This window comes from Streptomyces yaizuensis (assembly GCF_034961445.1).
Lineage (GTDB): Bacteria > Actinomycetota > Actinomycetes > Streptomycetales > Streptomycetaceae > Streptomyces > Streptomyces yaizuensis.
Map to the genome: position 1 here is coordinate 541,497 of NZ_BSBI01000003.1, position 26,071 is coordinate 567,567.

The 26,071-nt window shown below is 69.1% G+C and carries 21 protein-coding genes; 9 read left to right on the forward strand and 12 right to left on the reverse strand.

The annotated features are described in order from the left end of the window. Positions 1-4: 4 nt before the first annotated feature. Positions 5-658 carry a TetR/AcrR family transcriptional regulator gene (locus tag SYYSPA8_RS10630; RefSeq protein WP_323446927.1) on the reverse strand — a complete coding sequence of 218 codons (654 nt, stop codon included), beginning with the start codon at positions 656-658 and terminating at the stop codon, positions 5-7. A gap of 212 nt (positions 659-870) precedes the next feature. Between SYYSPA8_RS10630 and SYYSPA8_RS10635 the strand changes: the two genes are divergently transcribed. The 4 genes from SYYSPA8_RS10635 (at position 871) to SYYSPA8_RS10650 (ending at position 5,163) form a co-directional block, all read left to right on the forward strand. After that, complete coding sequence (locus tag SYYSPA8_RS10635) at positions 871-1,848, forward strand: tetratricopeptide repeat protein (RefSeq protein WP_323446784.1); 978 nt, start codon at positions 871-873, stop codon at positions 1,846-1,848. 661 nt (positions 1,849-2,509) lie between these two features. Continuing rightward, the gene (locus SYYSPA8_RS10640; protein WP_323446785.1) at positions 2,510-3,178 is read left to right on the forward strand and encodes a DUF6230 family protein; all 669 of its coding nucleotides are present in this window, start codon (positions 2,510-2,512) and stop codon (positions 3,176-3,178) included. Between the two features lie 94 nt (positions 3,179-3,272). Beyond that, positions 3,273-3,743, forward strand: coding sequence for a DUF6114 domain-containing protein (locus SYYSPA8_RS10645; protein ID WP_323446786.1), 471 nt, complete (start codon positions 3,273-3,275; stop codon positions 3,741-3,743). Next, positions 3,733-5,163 (forward strand): hypothetical protein, encoded by a 1,431-nt coding sequence (locus SYYSPA8_RS10650; RefSeq protein ID WP_323446787.1) that lies wholly within the window; start codon positions 3,733-3,735, stop codon positions 5,161-5,163. The genes SYYSPA8_RS10645 and SYYSPA8_RS10650 overlap by 11 nt, the downstream gene beginning before the upstream one ends. Before the next feature lie 67 nt (positions 5,164-5,230). Here SYYSPA8_RS10650 and pyk read toward each other — a convergent pair whose 3' ends face one another. The 3 genes from pyk to pta form a co-directional block, all read right to left on the reverse strand. Continuing rightward, positions 5,231-6,655: a pyruvate kinase gene (gene pyk, locus SYYSPA8_RS10655; RefSeq protein WP_323446788.1), complete on the reverse strand. Its 1,425-nt coding sequence runs from the start codon at positions 6,653-6,655 to the stop codon at positions 5,231-5,233. A gap of 74 nt (positions 6,656-6,729) precedes the next feature. Continuing rightward, positions 6,730-7,950, reverse strand: coding sequence for an acetate kinase (locus SYYSPA8_RS10660; protein ID WP_323446789.1), 1,221 nt, complete (start codon positions 7,948-7,950; stop codon positions 6,730-6,732). Positions 7,951-8,001: 51 nt separating this feature from the next. After that, positions 8,002-10,086, reverse strand: a complete 2,085-nt coding sequence (gene pta / locus SYYSPA8_RS10665; RefSeq protein WP_323446790.1) for a phosphate acetyltransferase — start codon at positions 10,084-10,086, stop codon at positions 8,002-8,004. 236 nt (positions 10,087-10,322) lie between these two features. On the opposite strand from pta, the gene SYYSPA8_RS10670 reads away from it, so the two are divergent. After that, the gene (locus SYYSPA8_RS10670) at positions 10,323-11,348 is read left to right on the forward strand and encodes an ATP-dependent 6-phosphofructokinase (RefSeq protein WP_323446791.1); all 1,026 of its coding nucleotides are present in this window, start codon (positions 10,323-10,325) and stop codon (positions 11,346-11,348) included. A 53-nt stretch (positions 11,349-11,401) separates the two neighbouring features. On the opposite strand, the gene SYYSPA8_RS10675 is transcribed toward SYYSPA8_RS10670, so the two are convergent. The 4 genes from SYYSPA8_RS10675 to SYYSPA8_RS10690 form a co-directional block, all read right to left on the reverse strand. Further along, the gene (locus SYYSPA8_RS10675; protein WP_323446792.1) at positions 11,402-12,229 is read right to left on the reverse strand and encodes a carbohydrate ABC transporter permease; all 828 of its coding nucleotides are present in this window, start codon (positions 12,227-12,229) and stop codon (positions 11,402-11,404) included. Continuing rightward, positions 12,226-13,089 carry a carbohydrate ABC transporter permease gene (locus SYYSPA8_RS10680; protein ID WP_323446793.1) on the reverse strand — a complete coding sequence of 288 codons (864 nt, stop codon included), beginning with the start codon at positions 13,087-13,089 and terminating at the stop codon, positions 12,226-12,228. Before SYYSPA8_RS10680 ends, SYYSPA8_RS10675 begins: the two co-directional genes overlap by 4 nt. Further along, complete coding sequence (locus tag SYYSPA8_RS10685) at positions 13,086-14,456, reverse strand: ABC transporter substrate-binding protein (RefSeq protein ID WP_323446794.1); 1,371 nt, start codon at positions 14,454-14,456, stop codon at positions 13,086-13,088. The genes SYYSPA8_RS10680 and SYYSPA8_RS10685 overlap by 4 nt, the downstream gene beginning before the upstream one ends. A gap of 413 nt (positions 14,457-14,869) precedes the next feature. Continuing rightward, entirely contained in the window at positions 14,870-16,192 is a 1,323-nt protein-coding gene (locus SYYSPA8_RS10690; protein WP_323446795.1) for a tetratricopeptide repeat protein, read from the reverse strand. Between the two features lie 139 nt (positions 16,193-16,331). Between SYYSPA8_RS10690 and SYYSPA8_RS10695 the strand changes: the two genes are divergently transcribed. Together SYYSPA8_RS10695 and SYYSPA8_RS10700 are read left to right on the forward strand one after the other, a co-directional pair. Then, the gene (locus tag SYYSPA8_RS10695) at positions 16,332-16,571 is read left to right on the forward strand and encodes a hypothetical protein (protein WP_323446796.1); all 240 of its coding nucleotides are present in this window, start codon (positions 16,332-16,334) and stop codon (positions 16,569-16,571) included. 1,323 nt (positions 16,572-17,894) lie between these two features. Further along, positions 17,895-18,758: a NucA/NucB deoxyribonuclease domain-containing protein gene (locus tag SYYSPA8_RS10700; RefSeq protein ID WP_323446797.1), complete on the forward strand. Its 864-nt coding sequence runs from the start codon at positions 17,895-17,897 to the stop codon at positions 18,756-18,758. 54 nt (positions 18,759-18,812) lie between these two features. On the opposite strand, the gene SYYSPA8_RS10705 is transcribed toward SYYSPA8_RS10700, so the two are convergent. The 4 genes from SYYSPA8_RS10705 to SYYSPA8_RS10720 form a co-directional block, all read right to left on the reverse strand. Then, positions 18,813-19,241, reverse strand: coding sequence for a hypothetical protein (locus SYYSPA8_RS10705; RefSeq protein WP_323446798.1), 429 nt, complete (start codon positions 19,239-19,241; stop codon positions 18,813-18,815). A 289-nt stretch (positions 19,242-19,530) separates the two neighbouring features. Then, the gene (locus SYYSPA8_RS10710) at positions 19,531-20,466 is read right to left on the reverse strand and encodes a transcriptional regulator (protein ID WP_323446799.1); all 936 of its coding nucleotides are present in this window, start codon (positions 20,464-20,466) and stop codon (positions 19,531-19,533) included. 990 nt (positions 20,467-21,456) lie between these two features. Continuing rightward, positions 21,457-22,140 (reverse strand): response regulator, encoded by a 684-nt coding sequence (locus tag SYYSPA8_RS10715; protein ID WP_323446800.1) that lies wholly within the window; start codon positions 22,138-22,140, stop codon positions 21,457-21,459. Then, the gene (locus SYYSPA8_RS10720; protein ID WP_323446801.1) at positions 22,137-23,765 is read right to left on the reverse strand and encodes a sensor histidine kinase; all 1,629 of its coding nucleotides are present in this window, start codon (positions 23,763-23,765) and stop codon (positions 22,137-22,139) included. Before SYYSPA8_RS10720 ends, SYYSPA8_RS10715 begins: the two co-directional genes overlap by 4 nt. A gap of 136 nt (positions 23,766-23,901) precedes the next feature. On the opposite strand from SYYSPA8_RS10720, the gene SYYSPA8_RS10725 reads away from it, so the two are divergent. Together SYYSPA8_RS10725 and SYYSPA8_RS10730 are read left to right on the forward strand one after the other, a co-directional pair. After that, positions 23,902-25,278, forward strand: a complete 1,377-nt coding sequence (locus SYYSPA8_RS10725) for a cation:dicarboxylate symporter family transporter (protein ID WP_323446802.1) — start codon at positions 23,902-23,904, stop codon at positions 25,276-25,278. Between the two features lie 303 nt (positions 25,279-25,581). Next, the gene (locus tag SYYSPA8_RS10730; protein ID WP_323446803.1) at positions 25,582-25,980 is read left to right on the forward strand and encodes a DUF4259 domain-containing protein; all 399 of its coding nucleotides are present in this window, start codon (positions 25,582-25,584) and stop codon (positions 25,978-25,980) included. Positions 25,981-26,071: the final 91 nt, after the last annotated feature.

Consider the following 26,071-nt stretch of genomic DNA (forward strand, 5'->3'; position numbering starts at 1 on the left):
GGAGTCACGGCCGAGGGGTCACGGCGCTCGCGCCGTGCAGCAGCAGACGCGTGAAGCGGCGGGCCCACGCCGGGTCCACCGGTTCCGCGCTGACCAGGGTCCGGTGCACGACCGCGCCCGCGATCACATCGAAGATCAGGTCGGCGTTGTGCGCGGCCGTCACCGGATCCCGTTCGTACGGCAGCTCCCCCCGGGCCTGCGCCCGCGCCCGGCCCTGAAGGACGAGGACCTTCTGCCGGTCCACGATCGCGACACGGATCCGCTTCCGCAGGGCCTCGTCCCGGGTCGCCTCCGCCACCACGGCCATCATCGCCGTCCGGGTCTCCGGCCGTTCCAGGAGCGCGGCGAACCGCAGCACCATCGCCTCCACATCCGCCACAAGGCTCCCCAGATCGGGCAGCTCCAGCTCGTCGAAGAGGACCGCGACCGCGTCCACGACCAGCTCGCTCTTGCCCGCCCAGCGGCGGTACAGCGTCGTCTTGGCGACCCCCGCACGGGTCGCCACATCGCCCATCGTCAGCTTGGACCAGCCCAGTTCGACCAGGGCCGCGCGGGTCGCCGCCAGGATCGCGCGGTCGGCCTCGGCGCTCCGGGGGCGTCCGATGCGCGCGTTCGGTTCCGTCGGCAGGTCGGGGTGGCTGCGCATGACGGCGACCATACCGGCCAGTAGACCGGCTGTTGTGAGCCAGTTCACGCGGTGAATCTCACAGGCCCCCAGGTCGCGGAGTTACGCTACGAGCCGTAGCGAAAGCCCTGAGCGGCCGAGCGACGACCACGGGCGCGGGGTGGGGACCCCGCGCCGACCTGACCGTGTGGGGGCTTCGCGCCCGCGCTTTTCCCATGCGCGCGCGAAAGGGGGAGGATGTACGCATGCAGCCTAGGAACATGTCCATGAGCGGCGTCGTCGACCTCGCCGCGGTGAAGGCGGCCGGAGAGGCCAAGGCCAAGGCGGAGCAGGCCCGTGCCGAGGCCGCCCGCCAGGGCGGCGGCGGTGCCGTCCCCCCCTCCAGCCTGGTGATCGACGTCGATGAGGCGGGCTTCGAACGGGATGTGCTCCAGCGTTCCACCGAGGTCCCGGTCGTCATCGACTTCTGGGCCGAGTGGTGCCAGCCCTGCAAGCAGCTCAGCCCGGTGCTGGAGCGGCTGGCGCAGGAGTACAGCGGCCGCTTCGTACTGGCCAAGATCGATGTCGACGCCAACCAGATGTTGATGCAGCAGTTCGGCGTGCAGGGGATTCCCGCCGTCTTCGCGGTGGTCGCCGGGCAGGCGCTGCCGCTCTTCCAGGGCGCCGCGCCGGAGACGCAGATCCGGCAGACCCTGGACCAGCTGATCCAGGTCGCCGAGGAGCGCTTCGGTCTCACCGGTATCGCGGTCGACGCGGACGCCCCCGACGGACCGGACGCCTCCGAGGCCCCGGCCGCCCCCGTGGGCCCGTACGACGCCGCACTCCACGCGGCCGTCCAGGCGCTGGACGCGGGCGACTTCGCCGGTGCGGTCCGGGCGTACGAGAACGTGCTCTCCGACGACCCCGCCAACACCGAGGCCAAGCTGGGGCTCGCCCAGGCCCGACTGCTGGGCCGGGTGCGGGACATGGACGCCCAGAAGGTCCGTGCCGAGGCGGCCGGGAAGCCGGCCGATGTGGCGGCCCAGCTGGCCGTGGCCGATCTGGATCTGGTGGGCGGGCATGTCGAGCACGCCTTCGGCCGGCTCGTCGACACCGTACGGGTGACGGTGGGTGAGGACCGCGAGGCGGTCCGCGTGCGGCTGCTGGAGCTTTTCGAGGTGATCGGCGGGGACGACCCCCGGGTGACGGCCGCCCGGCAGGCGCTGGCCAGGGTGCTGTTCTGAGCCAAAGTGGCAACCGCCGGGACGAAACCGAGGTTCCGCCGGACATGTCGTGACATACGGCGGTGGTGCGGGGAGCGCGCCGCCGCCGTTTTGGCGACAGACTGACAGAACCCGACCTCTCTTTACCAAAACTTGGCATTCGTGCGCCGTGTTACTCGGAGTAAATCAGCGCATTTTTTCTGTCCGTTTATCGATGACAATCACCCCTCCGGTGGCACACTCGGCTGCACCCTGTGTGGCCGTTGGGCGCCCGCCGGCGGTGGTGTGGTGACCGGCTGTTACCAGCGAGTAATGAAGCCTCTTGTGCGGCGGCCGGGAATGGACCACGATCGGCGACGCCCGGTCCCCCGGCGCACCGGCCCGGTTCCCAGCCGTGCCGTGGCGGACGGGGGTCCCCACCGGGTCGGGCCGGCGGCGGTGCGCCGCCGGACCGCGGACAGGGGGGTTCCTGTCGACCGGCAGGGCCTGTCCGCACCGGGTTGTGCGTGATGCGTCAGGCGCGACCAGTGGTTGTCGCTCGGGGGTGATCGCCGGTGTTTCGGACGCGGACCGCGCCTGGAAGTGCGGGCGCTCTCCTTCCCGAGGACGTAGCACTTCTCCCATCCCAGGACGGACACTCGCAGTCCGGACCGGAGATATACGTCCGAGAAGGAGGACAGTCATGGAGTCAGTGGCTCGTGGCGGAACCAGATGGAAGAGGTTCGCCCTCGTCATGGTGCCCAGCGTGGCCGCGACGGCCGCGATAGGCATCGGACTGGCACAGGGGGCGCTGGCCGCCTCGTTCACCGTGTCCGGCCAGCAGTTCAAGGTCAAGGCCGGACATATCGAAGGGTACGGCTTCTCCTCGTACGGCGCTGTCGACACCGGGTACGAGGAAATGACGGGGGACGGCAAGACCGCGCGCGCGGTCTCGGTCTCCTCCTTCAAGACCGCGACGATCCGGGACATGTGTCAGTCGGTCGTGACCGATCTGCCTGTACTGGGCAAGATCACGATGAGGATGACCGCGGGCGAGGGCAAGGAACCGGTGAAGGCGCGGAACCTCTACCTCGACATCGCCCAGCTCGACGGCAACGCGACCTTCGACGACATCGACATCGGTGTCGCGGTCAAGGACACCGACAACGCGGCGGGCCCGGACGGCCCGGCGGGGCAGGGTCCGCCCGTCAAGGGCCGGGTGCAGGAGAACGGCTTCGCCCAGCAGGCGCGGAAGGCCACGCTCACCGACGTCGAGCAGACGGCGTGGGCGACCACGGCCGGGAGCTTCTCCCTGGCCGGCCTGAAGATGCGTCTTCTGCGGGGCGACGGCCCCGACGCCGAGTGCTTCTGACGGTGACCGCCGGGGCGGGCGGGGGTGCCGCTGAATCCCCGCCCGCCCGCTCACCCCCTCGTACGGCAACACCAGTTCCAGGGAGCTGTTTTCCATGAGCGCCGAGTCCATGGCCACGGGGCAGAACGAACACTTTCTCCGCGTCTTGCGGCGACGGTTCTACGACTGGCGGGGACAACGGCCCTTCTGGGCGGGGCTGTTCACGCTGCTCGGCGGGATTCCCATCGCCTACTTGCCCTACGCGAGCATGAGACTGGGCGATCTGACGCTCTCCATGTCCACCACGGCCGGGGCGGGCTCGCTCATCATCGGCGTCCTGCTGGTGACGCTCGGACTGACGATGTGGTTCCACCACATCGTGCGGGTGTTCGCCGGTGTCGCCTCCATCCTGCTGGCCCTGATCTCCCTCCCCATCGCCAACCTCGGCGGCTTCGTCGTCGGGTTCCTGCTCGCGCTGACGGGCGGAGCCCTCTCGATCTCCTGGGCGCCGGGGCGGCCCCGGCCCGCCGGGGAGTCGGAGGTAGCCGACGGCCGGGCCGAGGCTGGGGGGCACAGTGCGGGATGAGTCCACACCGCTGACGGGCGACGGGGCCCGTACCACCAGGGGGCCGCGCCACGCCGCCCCGAGGAAGTCGCTGCTCGCCAAGCTCCAGCGGCCCGCCGGCAAGGCGATGGTGCTGGCGGCGATGCCGACCGCCGTCCTCGTGGGCATGGGGCTCGCGCCGAAGCTGGCGCTCGCCGAGGACAAGGACATCCCCTTCGCCCCCGGGCCGTGCGTCACCCGCTCCGACGCGCCGTCGCCCACCACCCCGACCTCCGCGCCGCCGGCACCGGAGCCGTCGCCGTCCGGGCCGGGGGCGACGACCGGAGCGAGTCCCGCGCCGTCCGCCACGGGTGCGGCGGCCGGATCCGGCGCGAACGCCCCGGCGGGGAAACCGGAGAAGAGTCCCGAGAAGAGTCCCGGGAACAGTCCTGAGAAGAAGCCCGAGAAGAGCCCGGGGATTCCGGCCCGGGGGCCCGGGCGGGAGAGCGGGGCGCCGGAGAGCCCCCGGGCCCCGGCGCCCGACCCGGCCGGTCCGCCGGGGGTGAACCCCCTGGATCCGCTGGGCTTGGGCAAGGCCATCGGGGATCTGCTCCGACCGCCCGGCCGCTCGCCGTCGCCCACCCCGGCCCCGGCGGCCCCGTCGGATCCGGCTCCGTCCACGAAACCGCCGGCGAAGCCGCCCGCCGGGCCGTCCACGAAACCGCCCCTCGGGCCGGACGACGGTCCCACCGTGCAGCCCTCCGCGCCGCAGCCCGACGGGCGACGGCCCACCCCCGGCGGCGAGACGGACGGCGAGAAGGGCCGGGACACGGACCGGGAGAGCGTCAGGAAGGCGATCGAGGAGGCGGCGCGGCAGGCCGGTGCCACCGTCGAGGAGCTGGACGACGAGGTCGGCGGCACCGAACCCGTCCAGGAGAAGGACATCCCCGACGGCGCCAAGCCCCGCTTCCCCTGCCCCACCCCCGACCCGCGGGCCCTGGCCGACGCGAAGACGGAGCGGGGCCTGCCGCTGCTGCCCGACGAGCCCTGGATCCTTCAGAGTTCGCGGCTCACCCTGTACGGGCTCGACTACCACGGCATCGTGGAGGTGCGCACGGGCAGCGGCAAGGTCAAGAAGGTACTGAAGTTCACCGCGAGCGGCATCGACATCAGGGATCTCCACCAGCTGGTGGACGGCCCCGGCGGGACCACCCTGCACGCTCAGGCGCGCGCGGGCTCCACGTCGACCATCCGCCAGGGCACGGTGACGATGTACACGGAGGAGCTGAAGGGGAATCTCTTCGGCCTGATCCCCATCACCTTCAGCCCCCGCACCCCGCCGCCGCTGAACCTCTCCTTCGCCTTCTTCACCCAGGCCCGGGTGGTCCAGGCCGGCCAGTTCGGCGGCACCCTCACCATCCCCGGGCTGCGCAACTCCCTCACCGGCACCCTCGGCGGCTGACCCCCGGTACGGCTGTGGGCCGCGACCCCGAAGGGTCGCGGCCCACACAGCGGTGCGCGCGGTGAGGCTACGCCTCCTTGCCCAGGTGGTGCACCCGGACCATGTTGGTGGTGCCGGGGACGCCGGGGGGCGAGCCCGCCGTGATCACCATGGTGTCGCCCTCGTTGTAGCGCTGGAGCTTCAGCAGCTCCGCGTCGACCAGGTCGACCATGGCGTCGGTGTTGTTCACATGCGGGACGACGAAGGACTCGATGCCCCAGCTCAGCGCCAGCTGGTTGCGGGTGGACTCCTCGGTGGTGAACGCGAGGATCGGCTGGCAGACGCGGTAGCGGGAGAGCCGGCGGGCCGTGTCGCCGGACTTGGTGAAGGCGACCAGGGCCTTGCCGCTGAGGAAGTCCGCGATCTCGCAGGCGGCACGGGCGACCGAACCGCCCTGGGTGCGCGGCTTCTTGCCGGGGACCAGGGGCTGGAGGCCCTTGGAGAGCAGCTCCTCCTCGGCCGCGGAGACGATCTTGGACATCGTCTTCACGGTCTCGATCGGGTAGGCGCCCACCGACGACTCGGCGGAGAGCATGACCGCGTCCGCGCCGTCCAGGATGGCGTTGGCCACGTCGGACGCCTCGGCGCGGGTCGGCCGGGAGTTGGTGATCATGGACTCCATCATCTGGGTCGCCACGATCACCGGCTTGGCGTTGCGCCGGCACAGCTCGATGAGGCGCTTCTGCACCATCGGGACCTTCTCCAGCGGGTACTCCACCGCCAGGTCGCCCCGGGCCACCATCACGCCGTCGAAGGCCGCGACGACGGCCTCCATGTTGGCGACGGCCTGCGGCTTCTCCACCTTGGCGATGACGGGGACGCGGATGCCGACCTCGTCCATCACCTTGTGGACGTCCTTGACGTCGTCGGCGTCGCGGACGAACGAGAGCGCCACCAGGTCGCAGCCCATCCGCAGCGCGAAGCGCAGGTCCTCGACGTCCTTGTCGGACAGGGCCGGGACATTCACCGCCGCGCCGGGGAGGTTGATGCCCTTGTGGTCGGAGATGACACCGCCCTCGACGACGATCGTCTTCACCCGCGGGCCCTCGATCTCGACCACGCGCAGCTCGACGTTGCCGTCGTTGATCAGGATCTGGTCGCCCTTGGAGACATCGCCGGGCAGCCCCTTGTAGGTGGTGCCGCAGATCGACTTGTCGCCGGCCACGTCCTCCGTGGTGATGGTGAACTCGTCACCGCGCACCAGCTCCACCGGGCCCTCGGCGAAGGTCTCCAGGCGGATCTTCGGGCCCTGGAGGTCGGCGAGGACGCCCAGGGCGCGGCCGGTGTCGGCGGCGGCCTTGCGGACTCGGTGGTACCGCTCCTCGTGTTCGGCGTGGGACCCGTGGCTCATGTTGAAGCGGGCCACGTTCATACCGGCCTCGATCAGAGCTTTCAACTGCTCGTACGAGTCGACGGCGGGGCCCAGTGTGCAGACGATTTTGGAACGGCGCATAAGGCGGATCCTATCGGTTTGTTTCGACTCGGAATATTCAGGCTGGTGGAAAGTACAAGTGGGCGCGACCCCGCTCAGTCGAGTGAATTCGGAGCCACCAAAGCGATGGTTTGGCGGGCGATCTCCAGCTCCTCGTCGGTGGGCACGACGGCCACCGCGACCCGGGCGTACGGGGTCGACACGATCCGCGCCTCATCGGAACGCTCCTCGTTGAGCGCGGCGTCCAGGGCCAGGCCCAGTTCCTCCAGGCCGGCCACCGCCGCCTGCCGGACCGGTGCCGCGTTCTCGCCCACCCCGGCGGTGAACGCGATCGCGTCCACCCGGCCGAGGACCGCGTAATAGGCGCCGATGTACTTCTTCAGCCGGTGAATGTAGATGTCGAAGGCGAGCCGGGCGCGCTCGTCGCCCTCCTCGATACGGCGGCGGATCTCCCGCATGTCGTTGTCGCCGCAGAGGCCCACCAGACCGCTCTTCTTGTTCAGCAGGACGTCGATCTCGTCGGTCGACATTCCGGCGACGCGCTGGAGGTGGAAGGTCACCGCCGGGTCGACGTCGCCGGAGCGGGTGCCCATGACCAGGCCCTCCAGCGGGGTGAGCCCCATCGAGGTGTCGACGCACTTCCCGCCCCGCACGGCGGAGGCGGAGGCTCCGTTGCCCAGGTGCAGCACGATCACGTTGACGTCCTCGGGCGCCTTGCCGAGCAGCCGCGCGGTCTCCCGCGAGACATACGCGTGCGAGGTGCCGTGGAAGCCGTAGCGGCGGATCCGGTGGGCGTCGGCGACCTCCGTGTCGATGGCGTAGCGGGCGGCCGACTCCGGCATCGTCGTGTGGAACGCGGTGTCGAAGACCGCCACCTGCGGCAGGTCGGGGCGGAGCGCCTGCGCGGTGCGGATGCCGGTGATGTTGGCCGGGTTGTGCAGCGGGGCCACCGGAACCAGCCGCTCGATCTCGGCCAGCACCTCGTCGTCCACCACGGTGGGCTCGGTGAACCGCAGCCCGCCGTGGACGACCCGGTGGCCGATGGCGGCCAGCTCGGGCGAGTCCAGGCCGAGGCCGTCGGCGTCCAGTTCGTCGGCGACCGCCTTCAGCGCCGCCTCGTGGTCGGCGATCGGTCCGGTGCGCTCCCGCTTGGCGGAGCCTTCGCCGGCCAGCGGGGTGTGCACCAGGCGGGAGGTCTCCTCGCCGATCCGCTCGACCAGGCCGACCGCGAGCCGGGAGCCGTCGCGCATGTCGAGGAGCTGGTACTTCACCGACGAGGAGCCGGAGTTGAGAACGAGGACTCGGGTGGCTGTCATGGGGTTCGTGATGTCTTTCGGAACGGGAGCGAACAGGGAGGGGGACGGGGGTCAGCCGGACGCGGGGCGCTCGGGCTGGGCCTGGATGGCGGTGATCGCGACCGTGTTGACGATGTCGCTGACCAGGGCCCCGCGCGAGAGGTCGTTGACCGGCTTGCGCAGGCCCTGGAGGACCGGGCCGACCGCCACGGCGCCCGCCGAGCGCTGCACGGCCTTGTAGGTGTTGTTGCCGGTGTTGAGGTCCGGGAAGATCAGGACGGTGGCCCGGCCCGCGACCTCGGACTCCGGCAGCTTGGTGGCGGCCACGGAGGTGTCGACGGCCGCGTCGTACTGGATGGGGCCCTCGATCCGCAGCTCGGGCCGGGTGCTGCGGACCAGCTCGGTCGCCTCGCGCACCTTGTCGACGTCCGCGCCGGAGCCGGAGGTGCCGGTGGAGTACGAGAGCATCGCGATCCTCGGCTCCACGCCGAAGCGGGCCGCCGTGGCCGCCGACTGGACGGCGATGTCGGCCAGCTGCTCGGCGTTGGGGTCGGGGTTGACCGCGCAGTCCCCGTACACCAGCACCTTGTCGGCGAGGCACATGAAGAAGACGGACGAGACGATCGAGGCGTCCGGCTTGGTCTTGATGATCTCGAAGGCGGGGCGGATGGTGGCCGCCGTGGAGTGGACCGAGCCGGAGACCATGCCGTCGGCGAGGCCCTCCTCGACCATCAGCGTGCCGAAGTAGTTGACGTCCGCGACCACGTCGTACGCCAGCTCCTCGGTGACGCCCTTGTGCGCGCGCAGCTGGGCGTACCGCTCGGCGAAGCCCTGGCGCAGCTCGGAGGTGTTCGGGTCGATCAGCTGGACGCCGCTCAGGTCGATGCCGAGGTCGGCGGCCTTCTTGCGGATCAGCTCGACATCGCCGAGGAGGGTGAGGTCGCAGACGTCCCGGCGGACCAGGACGTCGGCCGCCCACAGGACGCGCTCCTCGGCGCCCTCCGGGAGGACGACCCGGCGGCGGTCGGCGCGCGCCTGCTCCAGCAGCTCGTGCTCGAACATCATCGGGGTGACATGGCCGCTGCGGGCGACGGCGAGACGTTCCAGCAGCTCACCGGTGTCGACATGGCGCTCGAAGAGCCCGAGGGCGGTCTCGGCCTTGCGCGGGGTCGTGGCGTTGAGCTTGCCCTCCAGGCCGAACAGCTCGGCGGCCGTGGGCCAGCTGGTGGAGGGGACGGAGATCACCGGGGTGCCGGGGGCGAGCCGGGAGGCGAGGGTGAGGATCTCCTCGCTGGGCCGCTCGTTCAGGGTGAGCACCAGGCCGGCGATGGGCGGGGTGCCGGCGGAGTGGGCGGCCAGCGCGCCCACCACCAGGTCGGCCCGGTCGCCCGGGGTGATCACCATGCAGCCGGGGGTCAGGGCGCGCAGGAAGTTCGGCAGCATGGCGCCGCCGAAGACGAAGTCGAGGGCGTCCCGGGCGAGCCCGGAGTCGTCGCCGAGGAGCACGGTGCCGCCGAGGGCCTGGTTGATCTGGGCGACCGTGGGGGCGGCGAGCGCGGGCTCGTCGGGCAGGACGTAGCAGGGGACGGGGAGCCGGGCGGCGAGCCGCTCGGCGATGTCGCCGCGCTCGGCGGGGGCGACGCGGTTGACGACCAGGGCGAGCACCTTGGCGCCCAGGGCCTCGTAGGCGCGGTGGGCGTTGCGGGCCTCGGCGCGGACGGACTCGGCGGTCTGGCCCTTGCCGCCGACGACGGGGATCACGGAGGCGCCGAACTCGTTGGCGAGCCGGGCGTTGAGCGCCAGCTCGTCGGGGAGCTGGGTGCCCACGAAGTCGGTGCCGAGGACGAGGACGACCTCGTACTCGCGGGCGACCGCGTGGAAGCGGTCGACGAGCCGGGAGACCAGCTCGTCGGTGCCCTTCTCGGCCTGGAGCGCGGAGGCCTCGTGGTAGTCCATCCCGTACACGCTCGCCGGGTCCTGGGTGAGCCGGTAGCGGGCCCGCAGCAGCTCGAACAGGCGATCGGGTCCGTCGTGGACCAGCGGGCGGAAGACGCCCACCCGGTCCACCTGGCGGGTGAGGAGTTCCATGACCCCCAGCTCGACGACCTGCCGGCCGTCCCCGCGATCGATCCCGGTCACGTACACGCTGCGCGTCACGCGTGTCTCCCGTCCTGCTCCGAGGTGGCCGGTTCATGGGGGCCACGTACAAAAGTTCGTACAAAAAAACCGCTGGATGGCGGCCATTACCTCTTGACAATACCTCTGGCGATGGATAAGACGCCTGCCGGGCTCCGGGCGGGCCCGCAGCACCGCGAAAGCACGGCCAAAGGGCACATGGAACAATTGGACCCGGGCACACGCGTACCCACCGACCGAGCAGGAGACACAGCACGATGCGTATCGGAGTCCTCACCGCCGGAGGCGACTGCCCCGGTTTGAACGCTGTCATCCGGTCGGTCGTGCACCGGGCGATCACTGGCTACGGTGACGAGGTCATCGGCTTTGAAGACGGGTTCAAGGGCCTGCTCGACGGCCACTACCGCACGCTCGACCTCAACGAGGTCAGCGGCATCCTCGCGCGCGGCGGCACCATACTCGGCTCCGCCCGCCTGGAGCGCAACCGCCTGCGGGAGGCCGCCGAGAACTGCGGCGAGCTCCAGCGGCGCTACGGCATCGACGTCCTGATCCCGATCGGCGGCGAGGGCACCCTCACCGCCTCCCGGATGCTCTCGGACGCCGGGATGCCGGTCGTCGGCGTCCCGAAGACGATCGACAACGACATCTCCGCCACCGACCGCACCTTCGGCTTCGACACGGCCGTCACCGTCGCCACCGAGGCCATCGACCGGCTGAAGACCACCGCCGAGTCGCACCAGCGCGTGATGGTCGTCGAGGTCATGGGCCGGCACGCGGGCTGGATCGCCCTGGAGTCCGGCATGGCCGGCGGCGCCCACGGCATCTGTCTGCCGGAGCGGGCCTTCGAGGTGGACGACCTGGTCAAGATGGTCGAGGAGCGCTTCTCCCGGGGCAAGAAGTTCGCCGTCATCTGCGTCGCCGAGGGCGCGCACCCCGCCAAGGGGTCGATGGAGTACGCCAAGGGCGAGATCGACCAGTTCGGCCACGAGCGGTTCCAGGGCATCGGCAACCGGCTCGCCGTGGAGCTGGAGCAGCGCCTCGGCAAGGAGGCCAAGCCCGTCATCCTCGGCCATGTCCAGCGCGGTGGCGTGCCCACGGCGTACGACCGGGTCCTCGCCACCCGCTTCGGCTGGCACGCCGTGGAGGCGGCGCACCGGGGCGACTACGGGAAGATGACGTCGCTGCGGGGCACCGAGGTCGTGATGGCCCCGCTCGCGGACGCCGTCACCCAGCTGAAGACCGTCCCGGAGAACCGGATGGACGAGGCCGAGTCCGTCTTCTGATCTCTCCTGTGATCCCTGGCTCCGGGTGGTCCGGAGCCAGGGTCCTCAAGGGATCAGCCCTTCACCGCGCCGCCCAGCGCGAAGCCGCCGCCGAGCCGGCGCGCGATGAGGACGTACAGCAGCAGCACCGGGACCGAGTACAGGATCGAGAAGGCCGCGAGCTGCCCGTACACCACCGATCCGTAGTTCCCGAAGAAGGTGAAGACGGAGACGGACGCGGGCAGCCGGTCCGGGGTGAGGATCAGCATGAAGGGGACGAAGAAGTTCCCCCAGAGCTGGATGAACGTGTAGATCGTTACCACCACCAGACCCGGGCCCATCAGGGGCAGCACCACCCGCGCCAGGGTCTGGAAGCCGGAGGCGCCGTCCGTCCAGGCCGCCTCCTCCAGCGCCCGGGGGACCGCGTCCATGAAGTTCTTCATCAGCCAGATGGCGAACGGCAGCTGGGACGCGGCCATGAACAGGGCCGTCCCGGACAGCGTGTCGATCAGTTCCACGCGGACGAAGAGCGCGTAGACGGGGACCATCACCGCCGTGATCGGCAGACACGTCGTGAACAGGATGGTCAGCAGATACGGGCGGGACCAGCGTGAACGGTGGCGGGAGAGCGGATACGCCGCCAGTGCCGCACAGACGACCGTCACGGCGGTGGCGCCGCCGCACAGCAGCAGACTGTTGAGCATCGGGGTGAAGGTGATCTCGTCGGTCAGGACGGCCGAGAAGTTCTCGCCGGTCACCGACGACGGCACCTTGACCCGGAGATCCGCCTCCGTATCAAGGGCGGAGAGCACCAGCCACAGCAGCGGGAGCGCGAAGGCGAGCGCGACCAGGAGCAGGGCGGCGTTCGCGGCGAGGCGGCCCCGGGCCCGGGCCCCGTTCACAGCTCCACCCTCATCAGTCGCAGATACACCAGCGAGAACAGCGCCCCCACCAGGAGCAGCAGCAGCGCGACCGCCGTGCCATAGCCGATCAGGCTCTTCACGAACGCCTGGTCGTACATGAACACCGGCAGCGTCTCGCTCCGGCCGCCGGGCCCGCCCCGGGTCATCGCCCAGATCAGGCCGAAGACCGACAGGGTCGAGAGGGTGTTCAGCATCAGATTCGTGCCGATCGAACGCCGGATCATCGGCAGGGTGACATGCCACAGCCGGCGCGGCCCGCTCGCGCCGTCGACCTTCGCCGCCTCCACCACATCGCGCGGGATCTCCGCCAGCGCCGCCGAGTAGATCAGCATCGAGAACGCGGTCCCGCGCCAGACATTGGCGAACGACACCGCCAGGATCGGCGCGGTGAACAGCCAGTTCTGCGACGGGAGATGGAGCCACTCCAGCACCGCGTTCAAGGTGCCCTCGCGGCGGAAGAACGCGTACAGCAGGAACGCCGCGACGATCTCCGGGAGCACCCAGGCGGCGATCACCACCGCGCCGGTCGCGGTCCGCAGCGGACGGGACGCCCGGCGCATCAACCCCGCAAGCGCCAGACCCAGCGTGTTCTGCCCGATCACCGCCGAGAGAACGGTGAAGACCAGCGTGAGCCAGACCGCGTTGCGGAAGGCCTCGTCGGCGAAGGCCCGGCGGAAATTCTCCAGACCCACGAAATCCGCGCCGGACGCGCCCGTGAGCTGGGTGTTCGTGAAGGCGATCCACACGCAGTAGCCGATCGGGCCGCCCAGGAAGAGGACCAGCAGCACGGTGGCGGGGGCGATCGGGGCCCAGCGCCACCGGCCCGTACGCCCGCTCACCCGGAGGTGACCGCGCCGTCGGTGATCGCCCGCAGCTCCTCGTCGTAGGCGCGCGCCGCCTTCTCCGCGCTCGCGTCCCCGGTGGTCACCTGCTCCATCGCCTCGCCGATCGCGGACGAGACCTGCGGATAGACCGGGAGCGCGGGCCGGTAGTGCGTGTACTCCACCAGGGAGGTGAAGAACGCGACACCCGGCATCGACGTCAGATACGAGCGGTCGGCGGCGACATTGTCGCGTACGGCGATCTGCGCGGCGACCACGCACCAGAGGGTCGCGTTCGCCCGGGTCTGGAGGATCTTGATGAACTCGAAGGCCAGATCCGGATTCTTCGCCTTCGCCGGAACGGACCACGCCCAGCCGCCCGACAGCGACACCTTCCCCGGGGCCTCGCCGTGCTGCGTCGGCATCGCGGTCCGCCCCAGCTCCTCGCCCCAGCGCGGCCACTCCCTGGGCCCCTTGTTGATCCAGTTCTGGCCCATCCAGGAGCCGTCGAGAGCGATCGCCAGCTTCCCCTCCGGCAGCCACTCGGTGGCGACCCGGGTATTGACGTTCGGATCGAGCGCGTCGGACACATCCGGACCCAGCTTCTCCGCGTACACGGTCCGGACGAACTCCAGCGCGTCCCGGAAGCCCTGACGCTCCGACACCCACTTCTTGGCGGCGGGATCGTAGAGCGGGTCACGGCCCGTGCCGTAGAGCAGCATCTCGAATCCCTGCATCACGGCCGCCTCGCCCGGGGCCTTCCCGGTGTACACGTTCAGCGGGATGACACCGGGGACCTCTCGCTTGATCGCACGGGCCGCGTCCAGGACCTCCTCCCACGTACGGGGACGCCAGTCGGCCGGGAGACCCGCCTTCGCGAAGACCGCCTTGTTGAACCACAGGCCACGGGTGTCGGTACCGTCCGGGATGCCATAGGTACGGCCGTCCTCGGCACGGGCGGCGGCCTTCGCGGACGGCAGGAAACGCCCCCACTCCTTCCAGCCCTTGAGGTCGTCGTCCAGCGGTCTCAAGTACCCGGCCTTGATGTCCGAGTTGATCCGAAACGTGTCCTCGTACACCAGGTCCGGAGCGGTCTTCGCGGAACGCATCATCTGCTGCGCCTTGGTGGCGTAGTCGTTGTCCGGGGCCTGGACGGGGATCAGCCGGACCTTCTTGCCGGGGTGGGCCTTCTCGAACTGCGCCTTCACGGACTGGAGATGCTCGTCCTTGAACCGGATCGTGTTGTCCGTGGAACGGTTGTAGACGACCTTGACGGTGTCGGAGTCGCCGCCGGAGCCGTCGCCGCAGGCGGTGAGTGTGGTTGCTGCGGCGATCACGGCGAGCGTGGCGGCGAGGACCGGGCGGAGCGGGGGGACGGGGTGCATGGGGCACGACCTCCTCGGAGCCGGTCCGGGGCGGTGGCCCCGGGGGGCTGCGGTGCGACGGTAGGTCGGGGTGGTGCGGGGGGTCAATCCCCCGGGCCGGTCGACCGGGGGCGTGCGGTGGGGTGCGCCCCGGGCCCCGGTGCGGCCGGTCGTCGGGGACCAGTCCCCGAACCCCTGCGCCTCAAACGCCGGCGGGGCTGGTTTTGTGCGGGTGGTCCCGGGGCCGGGTGGTGGTGCGGGTTGGCGGGGCCTCCGGGCTCACCTCCTCGGGGTCGGCGAGCGTACTCACGGGGTTGTGTGCAGGTCGGCCTCCGCCGATCCCCTGCGGGGGCGACCCTGCACCCCCACCCACGGACCAGCCGGAGGGCGGCCGGTACCCCCGGACGGGGGGAAAGACAGGTGCGGGCACCCGTTCAGCGCTTGGCGTCCTGCAAGGCACGTTCCCTGACTTCGCGCGCCGCTGCATTGGTGCGGTAGGGGCGGAGCAGTAGCGGGATGTTGGCAACGTGCCGATCAACCCGCCCGGAATGTACCTTCGGATAGTCGTCGAGCACCTGAGTCCACGTTTGGCACGCGGCGTCCAAGTGCCCCAGCTTCAGCTGTCGCTCGGCCAGAATCGAACTGAAGCGCAACGCGGATCGAAGTGTGTCGCCCGTATCTCTCAGGCGGAAATGTAGCTCCAGGGAATCGATGCTGCCCCTGACATCCCCGGAATGATAGCGAACATGGGATGTTGCGTAAGCCAAGGTCGATGCGCTGAAGCCGCCGAAGGTTCTGGCTCCGCTTTCAGCAATGTCGAGTGACTTCTCTGTCTTCCGAATGCTGATCAATGCCGCACGGCTGTCACCGGCCACAGCATGGGCGTACCCCTGCTGCGCCGCGAAGAACGCTTGCTTGCGAGGTTCCGATTTCAGGTAAGCGGCAGCAGCGGCGTCGGCCAGACGGACAGCGATCGGGCCATGTCCCAGATCCGCTGCCTGCACCGACATGCCCCGGAGAACGTGGCAGTACGTCAGATGATCGTCGCTCGCCCCCGCGAACTCCAAGCCCTTTCTGTAGTACCGCTGGGCCAGTCCGTGCAGTGCTTCGTCCTCCGCCATCCAGCCGGTCAGATAGCAGAGGAAGGAGGCGGCCGACAACATTGCCTTGCGGATCGCGCCAGGCGCATCCGCTCGAAGGAACGGGGCAACCGTATTGGCGAGGAACAGCGCGGCCAGTGGCCGAGTATGCGTGCCGCCGAGATCTTCAAAGGTGTCCCACAGGCGGTCGGTCATTTTCGTGACCAGCGCAACTTCCGATTCCCCTATACGGTGGGCTCCCCCTGATTGTACAGATTCCATTCTGCCCACGATGTCCGGCCAGTCGGGGATGGACAATGCAACGGAGAAGAGGCTTGCTCCGAGGAAATTGCGACGCTCCACGTCCTGTCTCCCTAGGTCGATCAGATCTTCCACAGCGGAGTAACTGTTCGAATGGTGGACAGGGTTGGGAAGCCCTGCTTCGGAATGGGTGACCGGTCTGCCCAGCCTGCGAGAAAGGGCTTCCAGGATCAGCGGGCGCACCTCTTCTTTGGGGGTGACACCCTTCCGCCAGTAGTGGACGGTGGACTCCACGAACGTGGTCGGTGTTCCTCGCTCGGTGCCGATCAGATTGACCGCACGAGCGAACTGCCCCTGGGTCCAACTTGCTTCTTTGTGCAGCCGGTCCAGATGGGTGTTCGGTTTCCGTGTCTCCACAGATCTCCTTGGCCTGGATAGCCGTTCAAGCCTTTCAAGTTATGCCGCCGTCACCACGGTACCGCCCTACGCAGTCGAGGAGTTGTCTAGGACGAACAAGGTGCAGTGCGACACCTGACGGAGCAAAGGAGAAGCGGCCATGGCCACTGCGGACACTCGCGAGGGTCTCGCGGTGGGCACGTTGGCGTTCGACACGGTGATCGGGGCGATCGGGGTGGTGATGGCGGAGTACGGGACGCGGTACTACCTCCGCCCGCCGCACGGTGGGTGTGAGTGGGATGCGCCCCGGACCGACATCCGCCCGGCGACCGTCGCGGACCAGCTCAGGCCCGCGCTGACCGAGGCGAACGCGCGCAGCAGCGCGGGAGGTGTCCTGTGAGGAAGCGGCTCAAAGAAGGCGCCGCGACGGCGGTGCTCGTATCCGCCTACCTCTCCATCGTCGGGCTGCTGATATCCGCTGCGCGCGACCAGCTCTGACCCTTCAAGCCCCGCTTCCGCGCGGCAGTGGTCCCTTGCCACTGCGCACCACCGCGCGGGAGCGGCCCCCGGCCCCGGTCGCCATTCCATTCCCCCGCACAGGCGACCGGGGCCACCTCTCTTTCCCCCCGACACGGGGTACCGGCCGCCGGCCTCTTGCACCCCGCTCTCCTCGACCGCGATGTTGCCGCGCTTGCCTTCAGAACCTGCACGGTCAGGGCCCACTGGCTGTATGAACAGGTCAATAGGCTCCAGCGCCCAGGTGGTGACACGTCCTGAACTGGCGCGGGCCAGCACGCAGGTGGGCGAAGTGAGGATTCACAGCAGCGGAATTGTGGTGAACGCGGTGTCGGTGAGCCCGCCGAAGGAGGGCTGCTTCCTGTCGTTCGACGGCCCGTGGCCCCGCGGTGCCCGGGTTCCACGTGTAGAGCGGCACATCGGCCGGGGCGGACCCGTCGATGCCCGTCCCGTCGTGTCCGGCCGGCCGGCTCGGCGACCTGTAGTGCCTTGCAGCACCGGCACCGCCACTGAGGAACCGGCCACCGAGTCCGGCCAATCTCGATGGTGGATCCGGCCAGACCGCGTGGTCGAAGCGTGTGTTGCCACGACACCTCTGTTGGCTGAACGCTCAGGCCAAGGCGAAGCGATCAAAGACACAAGGGGTTGGATAGTGCAGCAGCAAGGTTCGGGGACAGCGGGTGGCAGCCGTCTCGCGCGGAGGGCGCTGGTACTGGCGGGCACGGTGGCAATGCTCCCGCTGGGAGAGCCCGCCACAGCCCAGGAAGGGGCTTTGGAAGTTGAGGCACGGGCCTTCCCCACAGGCACCGACGTACCGTCTCTCCGCGAGTTCCAGCGGGATCCGGAAACTTGGACCAGGTGGAAGGGCCAGGCGCTGACCTCAGCCGACCGCATGACGCTGCCTCAGGAGACCACGGGTCCGGCTCGGTCATGGGCCCGGCTCAGCCCTCGGCCGTCGCCAGTCGATTCGGCGACCGACGGTGGTGCTCCGGCGCCGAGGGTGTCGTACCCGGATCCGTCACGGAAGATGACGGCTGCCGAGTGCCTTCAGAAACTGGGCAGCAAGAACCCTCATTACATGAAGTCCCGATTCGCCATGTGCACTGGGGCTCTGTACCAGCAGGTATGGACGCGGAACGGCCGTCCGATCGGTGAGAGTCGCTTCGTTGTTCTCGTGGTCGGGACGATAGCTCTGGACAGTCGGGAAATGAACGTGACCTACCACTTCACTTCTATGGACAAGACAGGAGCGGCCAGAACCAGCGCTTTGATGATCAACCCGACAGCGAAGGTCCCACTCATAGTCCCCAAGAAAGCAAAGCATAAATTCGGGGGAAGTCTCCCTGGACGGAAGAGCTGGGACCACTTCAAAGCGCATCCCTCGTTCACCCACACCATGAATGTCGCACCCGGTCAGGGGAACGAAGGCAAGAAGACAGACGTCGTCCATGCCGTTTACGAACCCCACATTGGGATCACTTTCCCAACCGGAGTTCAGGGTGATCCTGGAGGAAAGCTTTTCTTCCTCCCTCCCCGCTGGGACTCCGCCTCCTATCTCCGCAATTCCACAGGCGGCGGTAAGCCCGGAAAGCGTGGTGCCGCCACCTTTGCCATTGTCGGGAAATTGAACTACAGTGCGAAAGATAGAGCGCCTGAAGCTGGGGTCGCGCTCCATATTCGACAAGCATTCAAGAACCCAGAGAAAACCAAGCCCTACATGGCGGCCAAGAAGGTCCCTGGCCAGGAGCCTGGGAATGGACTGCGGCGGCTCTACTGGGATAAAAAGCGCCACGACGAAAACTGGCGGAGGGCTGTTGCTCAGTGCCGCAGGCATTACGGCCCCGATTACACTGAAGGCGGCAGGGAATGTGATGAGTACCCGTTCGCCTCAACCCATCAAGGTGCGGCCCACTCGGAATACGACCCGGATGTCAAGAAGTTTAATTTTTCCATACGGCCGGTATGGAAAGACGACAACAAAGCCGCCGGCGATCTGCTGAAAAGTTTCTATGCGAAGAATCGGATCCTGGACAGCGGAAACGATAGTTTTATCGTCCAGATCACGGGTTAGTTTCCGGCTCGGCTGGAGCGGTCCGAAACGGTTGCCTCAGCCGAGCCGGAAGCATCAGCGCGGCCAGAACTGGATCAGGTACTTCTCGACACCGTCGGCGACGCTTCCTTCCTTGCATGCGCGGGCCACTTCAGCGCGCCCCGCGCAATGTGCACGCAGCTTCCAAGCCCCCGGGCCCAGCAGATTCACATCGTGATCCCGTCCGTCGGACCAGATCGCAGCCTCGCCTGACACGGAGACGAACTCGGCCGTCGCCGTCTCATCCCAGTGCCGCCGGCCGTCCGGGGCTGGCTCGCTGTCCCAGTGCTCGATGACTACATCGGCATAGTGAGTATGCCCGGCCGAGTACAGGTCCACCCGGTGCTCGAACTGGGTCAAGAAGGCATCACTCGACTCATCCGGATACGGCACCGGAATCAGGGCTTCGTCCGACTCCTGGATGCACCATCCGTGATAGGTCACCCGAACCTTGAACTCATCCACCCGAAGCTGCACCCTCTGACCCTCCACCACTCAAGTCCCATATGTCGAACGCGCTCTGACGCCGCCCACGCCCATCCCACGCTACTCGCGACAGTGGCCTTGAGACCCCGTTTCCGCGCGGCAGTGGCCCCCTTGCCACTGCGCCTACCGCGCGGGAGCGGCCCCCGGCCCCGGTCACCACTCCAGTGGGCCGGTAGGTCCGCCGATCCCCTGCGGGGGCGACCCTGCACCCCCGCCCACGGACCAGGCGCGGGGCGGCCGGTACCCCCGCCGGGGGAAAGGGCTGTTCCTAGGCCAGGAGCCTTGAGGGCGCGACTGCCCGAGCGCGCTCGCGGAGGGCATGTGCGGCCTGGTTCCTCATATACGGCCGAATGCGATTAAACATGGTGGAGATTTTCTCGTCGCACTTGCCGGACTGTACATCGGGGTAAATGTCGATAACTTGTCCCCATGTTTCGCAAGCCGCCTCCAAGTGTCCGATCTCCAGCTTCCGTTCGGCCAGGATCGAGAGGTAGCGAATTCTGTTCCTGCGGAACGAACTGTGGCGCAGTCGGTCGGATTCTTCCAGTGCCGCAATGGAGCCTTTGATGTCGCCCAGCTCGTATCGGACCTGGCCGATGTGATACGTCAACGAGGAGGGGTTGTACGATCCAAACGTCTTCGACTTCGACTCGGCCTTTTCCATGGACGCTTCGGCTTCCCTGAGGAATTTCAGCGCATCGACTCGGTCGCCGATCTGGGCGGATGCATGCGCCTGCTGGCCTGCCAGGAACGCTCGCATCCTCGGTCCTGCCTGAGGGGAAGCAGCAGCGGCTGCGTTCGCGAGGCGCATCGCGGCCTGGCCGTGCCCCAGATCCACGGCTTGAACGCTCATGCCCCGCAGGGTTGTGCAGTACGTAAGGTGATCTTCCGAGGCTCCTGCCAGCTCCAGGGCCCTGAGGTAGTACTGCTGCGCCACCCCTTGCAGGCCCTCGTCGACCGCCATGTATCCGGCGAGATAGTAGAGGTCGGATGCGGCTGCCATCATGGATTTGCGCACTGCTTCCGTTGCTTCTGCCTTCAGATACGGTGCAACGATATTGACGAGAAATGCCGCGGCCGACGGCCAGGCGTACCGTCCGCCGAATTGGTCGTCCAGTTCGGAAAATCGCTCGGTCATAGCGATCACCGAGTTTACGTCGGATTGCCCTATGCGGACTGTCGACCCCTGCTGAACCTTTTCCATGCGCCCGACAATGTCCTGCCAGTTCGGGATAGTGAGAGCGACGGAGAAAAGGGTCGCATTCGTGATTCCGCGCCGGGAGGGGGCATGTCCTTGCTCCCGAGGTCGATGATCCCTGCCGTGGTGCCGGGTGAATCCGTGTCGACAGCGGGCGGGAAACCGGCGTTGTCAGCCGTGATGGGGCGTTTCAGTCTCCGCGTCAGCGCCTCAAGAATGAGAGGCCGTGTCTCCTCTTTGGGCAGGAGCCCGCCGATCCACTGGCTCACGGACGGGTGCTGGTATCTGGTCGGAGTGCCGCGCTCAGTTCCGATGCGATTGACTGCCATGGCGAATTGGCTGTTGGTCCACCCTGCTTCTCGGTGCAGGAGCGCCAGACGTGTGTTCGGTTCCCGGGTCGCCACAGATGTTCAACGCCCAGTGTGGAAGCGATCGTTTACGGGCTTTACGCCGTGCTGCGTCTTCCACGGTACCGGCACTGCCGCCCGGTTTTCTGAATCGTGAACACAACGAATGACATGAGCAGTGCTCTCGCGGTGGGCACGCTGGCGTTCGACAGCAGTCGGTCGCCCCTTGATCCCCCCCTGCACAGGCGACCGGGGCCACCCTGCCCGGCCCGTGTCGGTACGGGGTCCCGCACCCTTCTTCCCCCCGGCGGGGGTACCGGCCACCTTCGCGTGGTCCGCGGGCGGGGGTGCAGGGTCGCCCCCGCAGGGGATCGGCGGAGCCCGCCCCGCACTCAACCTGGTGAGTACGCTCGCCGACCCCGAGGAGGTGAGCCCGGAGGCCCCGCCAACCCGCACCACCACCCGAGGCCGGGCCGACCCGCACAAAAACCAGCCCCGCCGGCGCTTGAGGCGCGGAGGTTCGGGGGCTGGCCCCCGACGACCACCCGAGCAAAACAAGCCCCTGGGGGCACCCCCGGACGAAGTCTGGGGGAGCTTGAGGACGGACCCGCACCCCGCCCCGGGTGCAGAAACACAGACCCGCACAGAATCACGCGCGAGCCGACGGCAACCACCGGTACTGCAACTCCGGCCGCCCGATCTGCCCGTACTGCGGGCTGCGGGCCGCCCGCCCCTCCGACACCAGGTGTTCCAGGTAGCGGCGGGCCGTGATGCGGGAGATGCCGACGACCGCGCCCGCCTCCGCCGCCGTCAGGCCCGTAGGGGCGTCCCGCAGGGAGCGGGTGACCGATTCGAGGGTCGGGCCGCTGAGGCCCTTGGGGAGGGCGCCGCCCTGGGGGGCGCGGAGGGCGGCGAGGGCGCGGTCGACCTCGTCCTGGCCGCTGGCCTCGCCCGCCGCCGCGCGGAATTCGGCGTACCGGCCGAGGCGGTCGCGCAGGGTGGCGAAGGTGAAGGGTTTCAGGACGTACTGGACGACCCCGAGGGAGACTCCTTCGCGCACGATCGCGAGATCACGCGCGGAGGTCACGGCGATGACGTCCGCGTTGTGCCCGGCGGCCCGCAGGGAGCGGACGAGTTGGAGGCCGTGGCCGTCGGGGAGGTAGAGGTCGAGGAGGAGGAGGTCGACGCGGGTGCGTTCCAGGGCCCGTACCGCCTGCGCGCGGGAGTGCGCCACTCCGGCGACGGTGAAGCCCGGTACCCGGCCCACGTAGAGCGCGTGGGCGTCGGCGGCGACCGGGTCGTCCTCGATGACGAGGACATGAATCGTGCTCATGCGGGGACCTCCGTCCGCAGTGGCAGCCGTACGGTGAATTCGGCGCCGCCGTCGGGGCCGGTGGCGAGGACGATCGTGCCGCCGCCCCGGTGGACGGCCTGGCGGACGAGGGCGAGTCCGAGGCTCCTGTGCGAGCCGTGGGTGGAGAAGCCCCGGCGGAAGACCTCGTCGGCGCGGGCCGGGTCGATGCCGGCGCCGGTGTCGTGGACCTGGAGCAGCAGTTCGGCGGTGCCGGGTTCGACGCGTGCGGTCACGGTGACGCGGGGGCGGGCCGGGCGTGGCCGGTCGTCGTCGCCCGTGAGGGGACGGGACGCGGCGTCGACGGCGTTGTCGAGGAGGTTGCCGAGGATCGTCACCAGGTCGCGGGCCGGCAGTGTCGGCGGCAGGACGCCGTCGTCGATGAGGCTGTCCTCGGCGAGGACGAGTTCGACGCCGCGTTCGTTGGCCTGGGCGGCCTTGCCGAGGAGCAGCGCGGCGAGCACGGGTTCGCCGACCGCGCCGACTACCTGGTCGGTCAGTACTTGGGCGAGTTCCAGTTCGGCCGTGGCGAAGTCGACCGCTTCGGGGACCCGGCCGAGTTCGATGAGGGAGACGACGGTGTGCAGCCGGTTGGCGGCCTCGTGGGCCTGGGAGCGCAGGGCCTGGCTGAAGCCGCGTTCGGAGTCGAGTTCTCCGGAGAGCGCCTGAAGCTCGGTGTGGTCGCGCAGGGTGACGACGGTGCCGCGCCGTTCGCCGCCGACGACGGGGCTGGTGTTGACGACGACGACCCGGTCGGCGGTGAGGTGGACCTCGTCCACGCGGGGCTCGGACGCCAGGAGCGCGCCGGTGAGCGACGGTGGCAGCCCCAGGGTGTCGACGGGGCTGCCGACCGCGTCGTCGCGGAGGCCGAGGAGTTCGCGGGCGCCGTCGTTGACGAGGGCGATGCGGCGCCGCCCGTCGAGCATCAGCAGTCCTTCGCGGACGGCGTGCAGCGCGGCCTCGTGGTAGTCGTGCATCCGGCTCAGCTGGGCGGCGTTCATGCCCTTGGTGTGCCGGCGCAGCCGTACGTTGATCACGTAGGTCCCGATTCCGCCGGCGGTGAGCGTGCCGCCGGAGAAGACGAGCAGCGCGGCCAGCTGCTTGCGGGCCTGTTCGCCGATCTCCCGGATGGTGATCCCGGCGCTGACCAGGGCGACGATCCGGCCGTCTGCCGCGTGGACGGGGACGACGGTGCGGACGGAGGGGCCGAGGACGCCGAGGTGTTTCTCGCTGTGGGTGCGGCCGGCGCGTGCCTGGTCGATGTGGCCGAGGTATTTCCGCCCGATCTCGGTGGGTTCGGGGTGGGTCCAGCGGGTGCCGTCGGGGGCCATCACGACGACGAAGTCGACGCCGGCGGCCCGCCGTACCCCTTCGGCGTAGGGCTGGAGCCGGGCGCTGGGGTCGGCGGAGCGGGCGGCGGCCACCACGGAGGGGGAGCGGGCGACGGCGGCCGCGGTGGCCGTGGACTGGAGCCGGGCGGTCTCCTCGGCCTGCTCCCGGTCGGTCGCGTAGGTGAAGTAGGCGCACCCCGACACGATCGCGGCGACCAGGACGACCTGCATCGCGAAGAGCTGTCCCGCCAGGCTGCGGGGTCGGGGTATACGCATGGCCCACAGTCTGCCTGCCGGATTTCGTATGAACGAAACGCACGTAAGGGTGACCGGGGTCACAGCGTGGTGGATAGTCACGGAAATCCGGCTGACGCCTGGTCTTTTGTTGTGGAACGTTTCAAGGAGGAACCCCGTGGCTGCTGAGGCAGGCAGAAGGGACCGTACGCACTATCTGTACATCGCCGTGATCGCGGCGGTGGTGCTCGGTATCGCAGTGGGCTTCGCGGCGCCGGGAGTCGCCGTCGAGCTGAAGCCCATCGGCACGGGGTTCGTCAACCTCATCAAGATGATGATCTCGCCGGTCATCTTCTGCACGATCGTGCTCGGTATCGGGTCGGTGCGCAACGCGGCCAAGGTGGGCGCGGTCGGCGGGCTCGCGCTGGGCTACTTCGTGGTGATGTCGACCGCGGCGCTCGCGATCGGTCTGCTCGTCGGCAATCTGATCGAGCCGGGCGCCGGGCTCACGATCTCCGAGTCGGCGAAGGCGGCGGGCGACAAGGCCGCCGAGGGGGCCGGCGGTGAGTCCACCGTGGACTTCCTGCTGGGCATGATCCCGACCACGATGGTCTCGGCCTTCACCGAGGGCAAGGTGCTCCAGACTCTGCTGGTGGCGCTGATGGCCGGCTTCGCGCTCCAGGCGATGGGCAAGGCCGGCGAGCCGATCCTGCGCGGCATCGGCCACATCCAGCGGCTGGTCTTCCGCATCCTGGCGATGATCATGTGGGTGGCCCCGATCGGCGCGTTCGGCGCGATCGCGGCCGTGGTCGGCGAGACCGGTATCGACGCGCTGAAGTCGCTCGCCGTGATCATGATCGGCTTCTACATCACCTGCGCGCTCTTCGTCTTCGTGGTCCTCGGCGGGCTGATGCGCCTGGTCACCGGCATCGGGCTGTTCCCGCTGCTGAAGTACCTGGGCCGGGAGTTCCTGCTGATCCTCTCCACCTCGTCGTCGGAGTCCGCGCTGCCGCGCCTCATCGCGAAGATGGAGCACATGGGCGTCAGCAAGCCCGTCGTCGGTATCACCGTCCCGACCGGCTACTCCTTCAACCTGGACGGCACCGCCATCTATCTGACGATGGCCTCGCTCTTCATCGCCAACGCGATGGGCGACCCGCTCAGCGCCTCCGAGCAGATCTCGCTCCTCGTTTTCATGGTCATCGCGTCGAAGGGCGCGGCCGGGGTCACCGGTGCCGGTCTGGCGACCCTCGCGGGCGGCCTCCAGTCACACAAGCCCGAGCTGGTCGACGGCGTGGGCCTGATCGTCGGCATCGACCGCTTCATGAGCGAGGCGCGGGCGATGACCAACTTCGCGGGCAACGCCGTGGCGACGGTGCTCGTGGGCACCTGGACGAAGGAGTTCGACAAGGAGCGGGCCCGCGAGGTGCTGGCCGGGCGGATCCCGTTCGACGAGAAGACCCTGCTGGACGACGACGGGCACGGGGCCCCGGCGGCCGACGCCCCCGCCGACGTCCCCGCCCCGGGCAAGGGACCGGACCTGGAGAAGGTCTGAGCCGAAGAACGACCCGGAACCCCGTGACCACGGGGTGTGCTTCCCTCCGCATACGGGCCTTCCGCGCCCTCCCCGTGCGGCCCCTGTGGTCACGGCGTGTGCCGCGCCCGTCCTCCGCTACTTCCCCCCGGCGGAGGGCGGGCGCGGCGGTTTTCCCCCACCCCTTCCGGTCGCGTGTCCCCCGTCCCTCTCCGTGCCCGTCCCGGTCGGAAATCCGGCGGATCCCCCAAGGCCACCGGCATATGTCGGTGGTCCCTGGTACAAACGGCGTCACGGACCGGCACACGTGGTGGAGGGAGCCGCATGGGCACCTGGGGCAGTGGGAACTTCGAGAGTGACACGGCCGCCGATCATCTCTCGATCGTCACCGCGCGCCTGGTCACCGAGGTCGCGCAGGCCATGGCCGGTGACCCCGTCGAGCTGGAGGCCGACGAGTACTGGGGCGTGGCCGTCCCCTGCAATCTGGAGCTGCTGTATCTCATCGCCGCCCAGGGCCACGCCGGGGCCGAACTCCCCCAACCCCAGGTCGTGGAGGCCTGGAAGCAGGCGTTCATGGCGGTGTGGGAGCGGTCCGTCGACGGGCTCGACCCGGCGCCCGGGTTCAAGGAGGAGCGCCGGGCGCGACTCCTGGAGACCTTCGACCGGGTGGCGGCGGCGGCCCGGTCACGCGCGGGCCGGCCGGGGGCCGCGCCCGCCTGGTGAGGGAAGGCCGGGGACGTGGGGCCGGGCCGGGAGCGCCCGGCCGTGCGGAGAACCCCGCCCGGACAGAAAAAAGCCCCGATCCCATGGACGG

Excerpts from the sequence above, each read along its gene's own strand:
- SYYSPA8_RS10630 (WP_323446927.1), bottom strand. The coding sequence starts at position 658 with ATGGTCGCCGTCATGCGCAGCCACCCCGACCTGCCGACGGAACCGAAC.
- SYYSPA8_RS10635 (WP_323446784.1), top strand. The coding sequence starts at position 871 with ATGCAGCCTAGGAACATGTCCATGAGCGGCGTCGTCGACCTCGCCGCG.
- SYYSPA8_RS10640 (WP_323446785.1), top strand. The coding sequence starts at position 2,510 with ATGGAGTCAGTGGCTCGTGGCGGAACCAGATGGAAGAGGTTCGCCCTC.
- SYYSPA8_RS10645 (WP_323446786.1), top strand. The coding sequence starts at position 3,273 with ATGAGCGCCGAGTCCATGGCCACGGGGCAGAACGAACACTTTCTCCGC.
- pyk (WP_323446788.1), bottom strand. The coding sequence starts at position 6,655 with ATGCGCCGTTCCAAAATCGTCTGCACACTGGGCCCCGCCGTCGACTCG.
- SYYSPA8_RS10660 (WP_323446789.1), bottom strand. The coding sequence starts at position 7,950 with ATGACAGCCACCCGAGTCCTCGTTCTCAACTCCGGCTCCTCGTCGGTG.
- SYYSPA8_RS10670 (WP_323446791.1), top strand. The coding sequence starts at position 10,323 with ATGCGTATCGGAGTCCTCACCGCCGGAGGCGACTGCCCCGGTTTGAAC.
- SYYSPA8_RS10685 (WP_323446794.1), bottom strand. The coding sequence starts at position 14,456 with ATGCACCCCGTCCCCCCGCTCCGCCCGGTCCTCGCCGCCACGCTCGCC.
- SYYSPA8_RS10695 (WP_323446796.1), top strand. The coding sequence starts at position 16,332 with ATGGCCACTGCGGACACTCGCGAGGGTCTCGCGGTGGGCACGTTGGCG.
- SYYSPA8_RS10700 (WP_323446797.1), top strand. The coding sequence starts at position 17,895 with ATGAACGTGACCTACCACTTCACTTCTATGGACAAGACAGGAGCGGCC.
- SYYSPA8_RS10710 (WP_323446799.1), bottom strand. The coding sequence starts at position 20,466 with ATGGAAAAGGTTCAGCAGGGGTCGACAGTCCGCATAGGGCAATCCGAC.
- SYYSPA8_RS10715 (WP_323446800.1), bottom strand. The coding sequence starts at position 22,140 with ATGAGCACGATTCATGTCCTCGTCATCGAGGACGACCCGGTCGCCGCC.
- SYYSPA8_RS10720 (WP_323446801.1), bottom strand. The coding sequence starts at position 23,765 with ATGCGTATACCCCGACCCCGCAGCCTGGCGGGACAGCTCTTCGCGATG.
- SYYSPA8_RS10730 (WP_323446803.1), top strand. The coding sequence starts at position 25,582 with ATGGGCACCTGGGGCAGTGGGAACTTCGAGAGTGACACGGCCGCCGAT.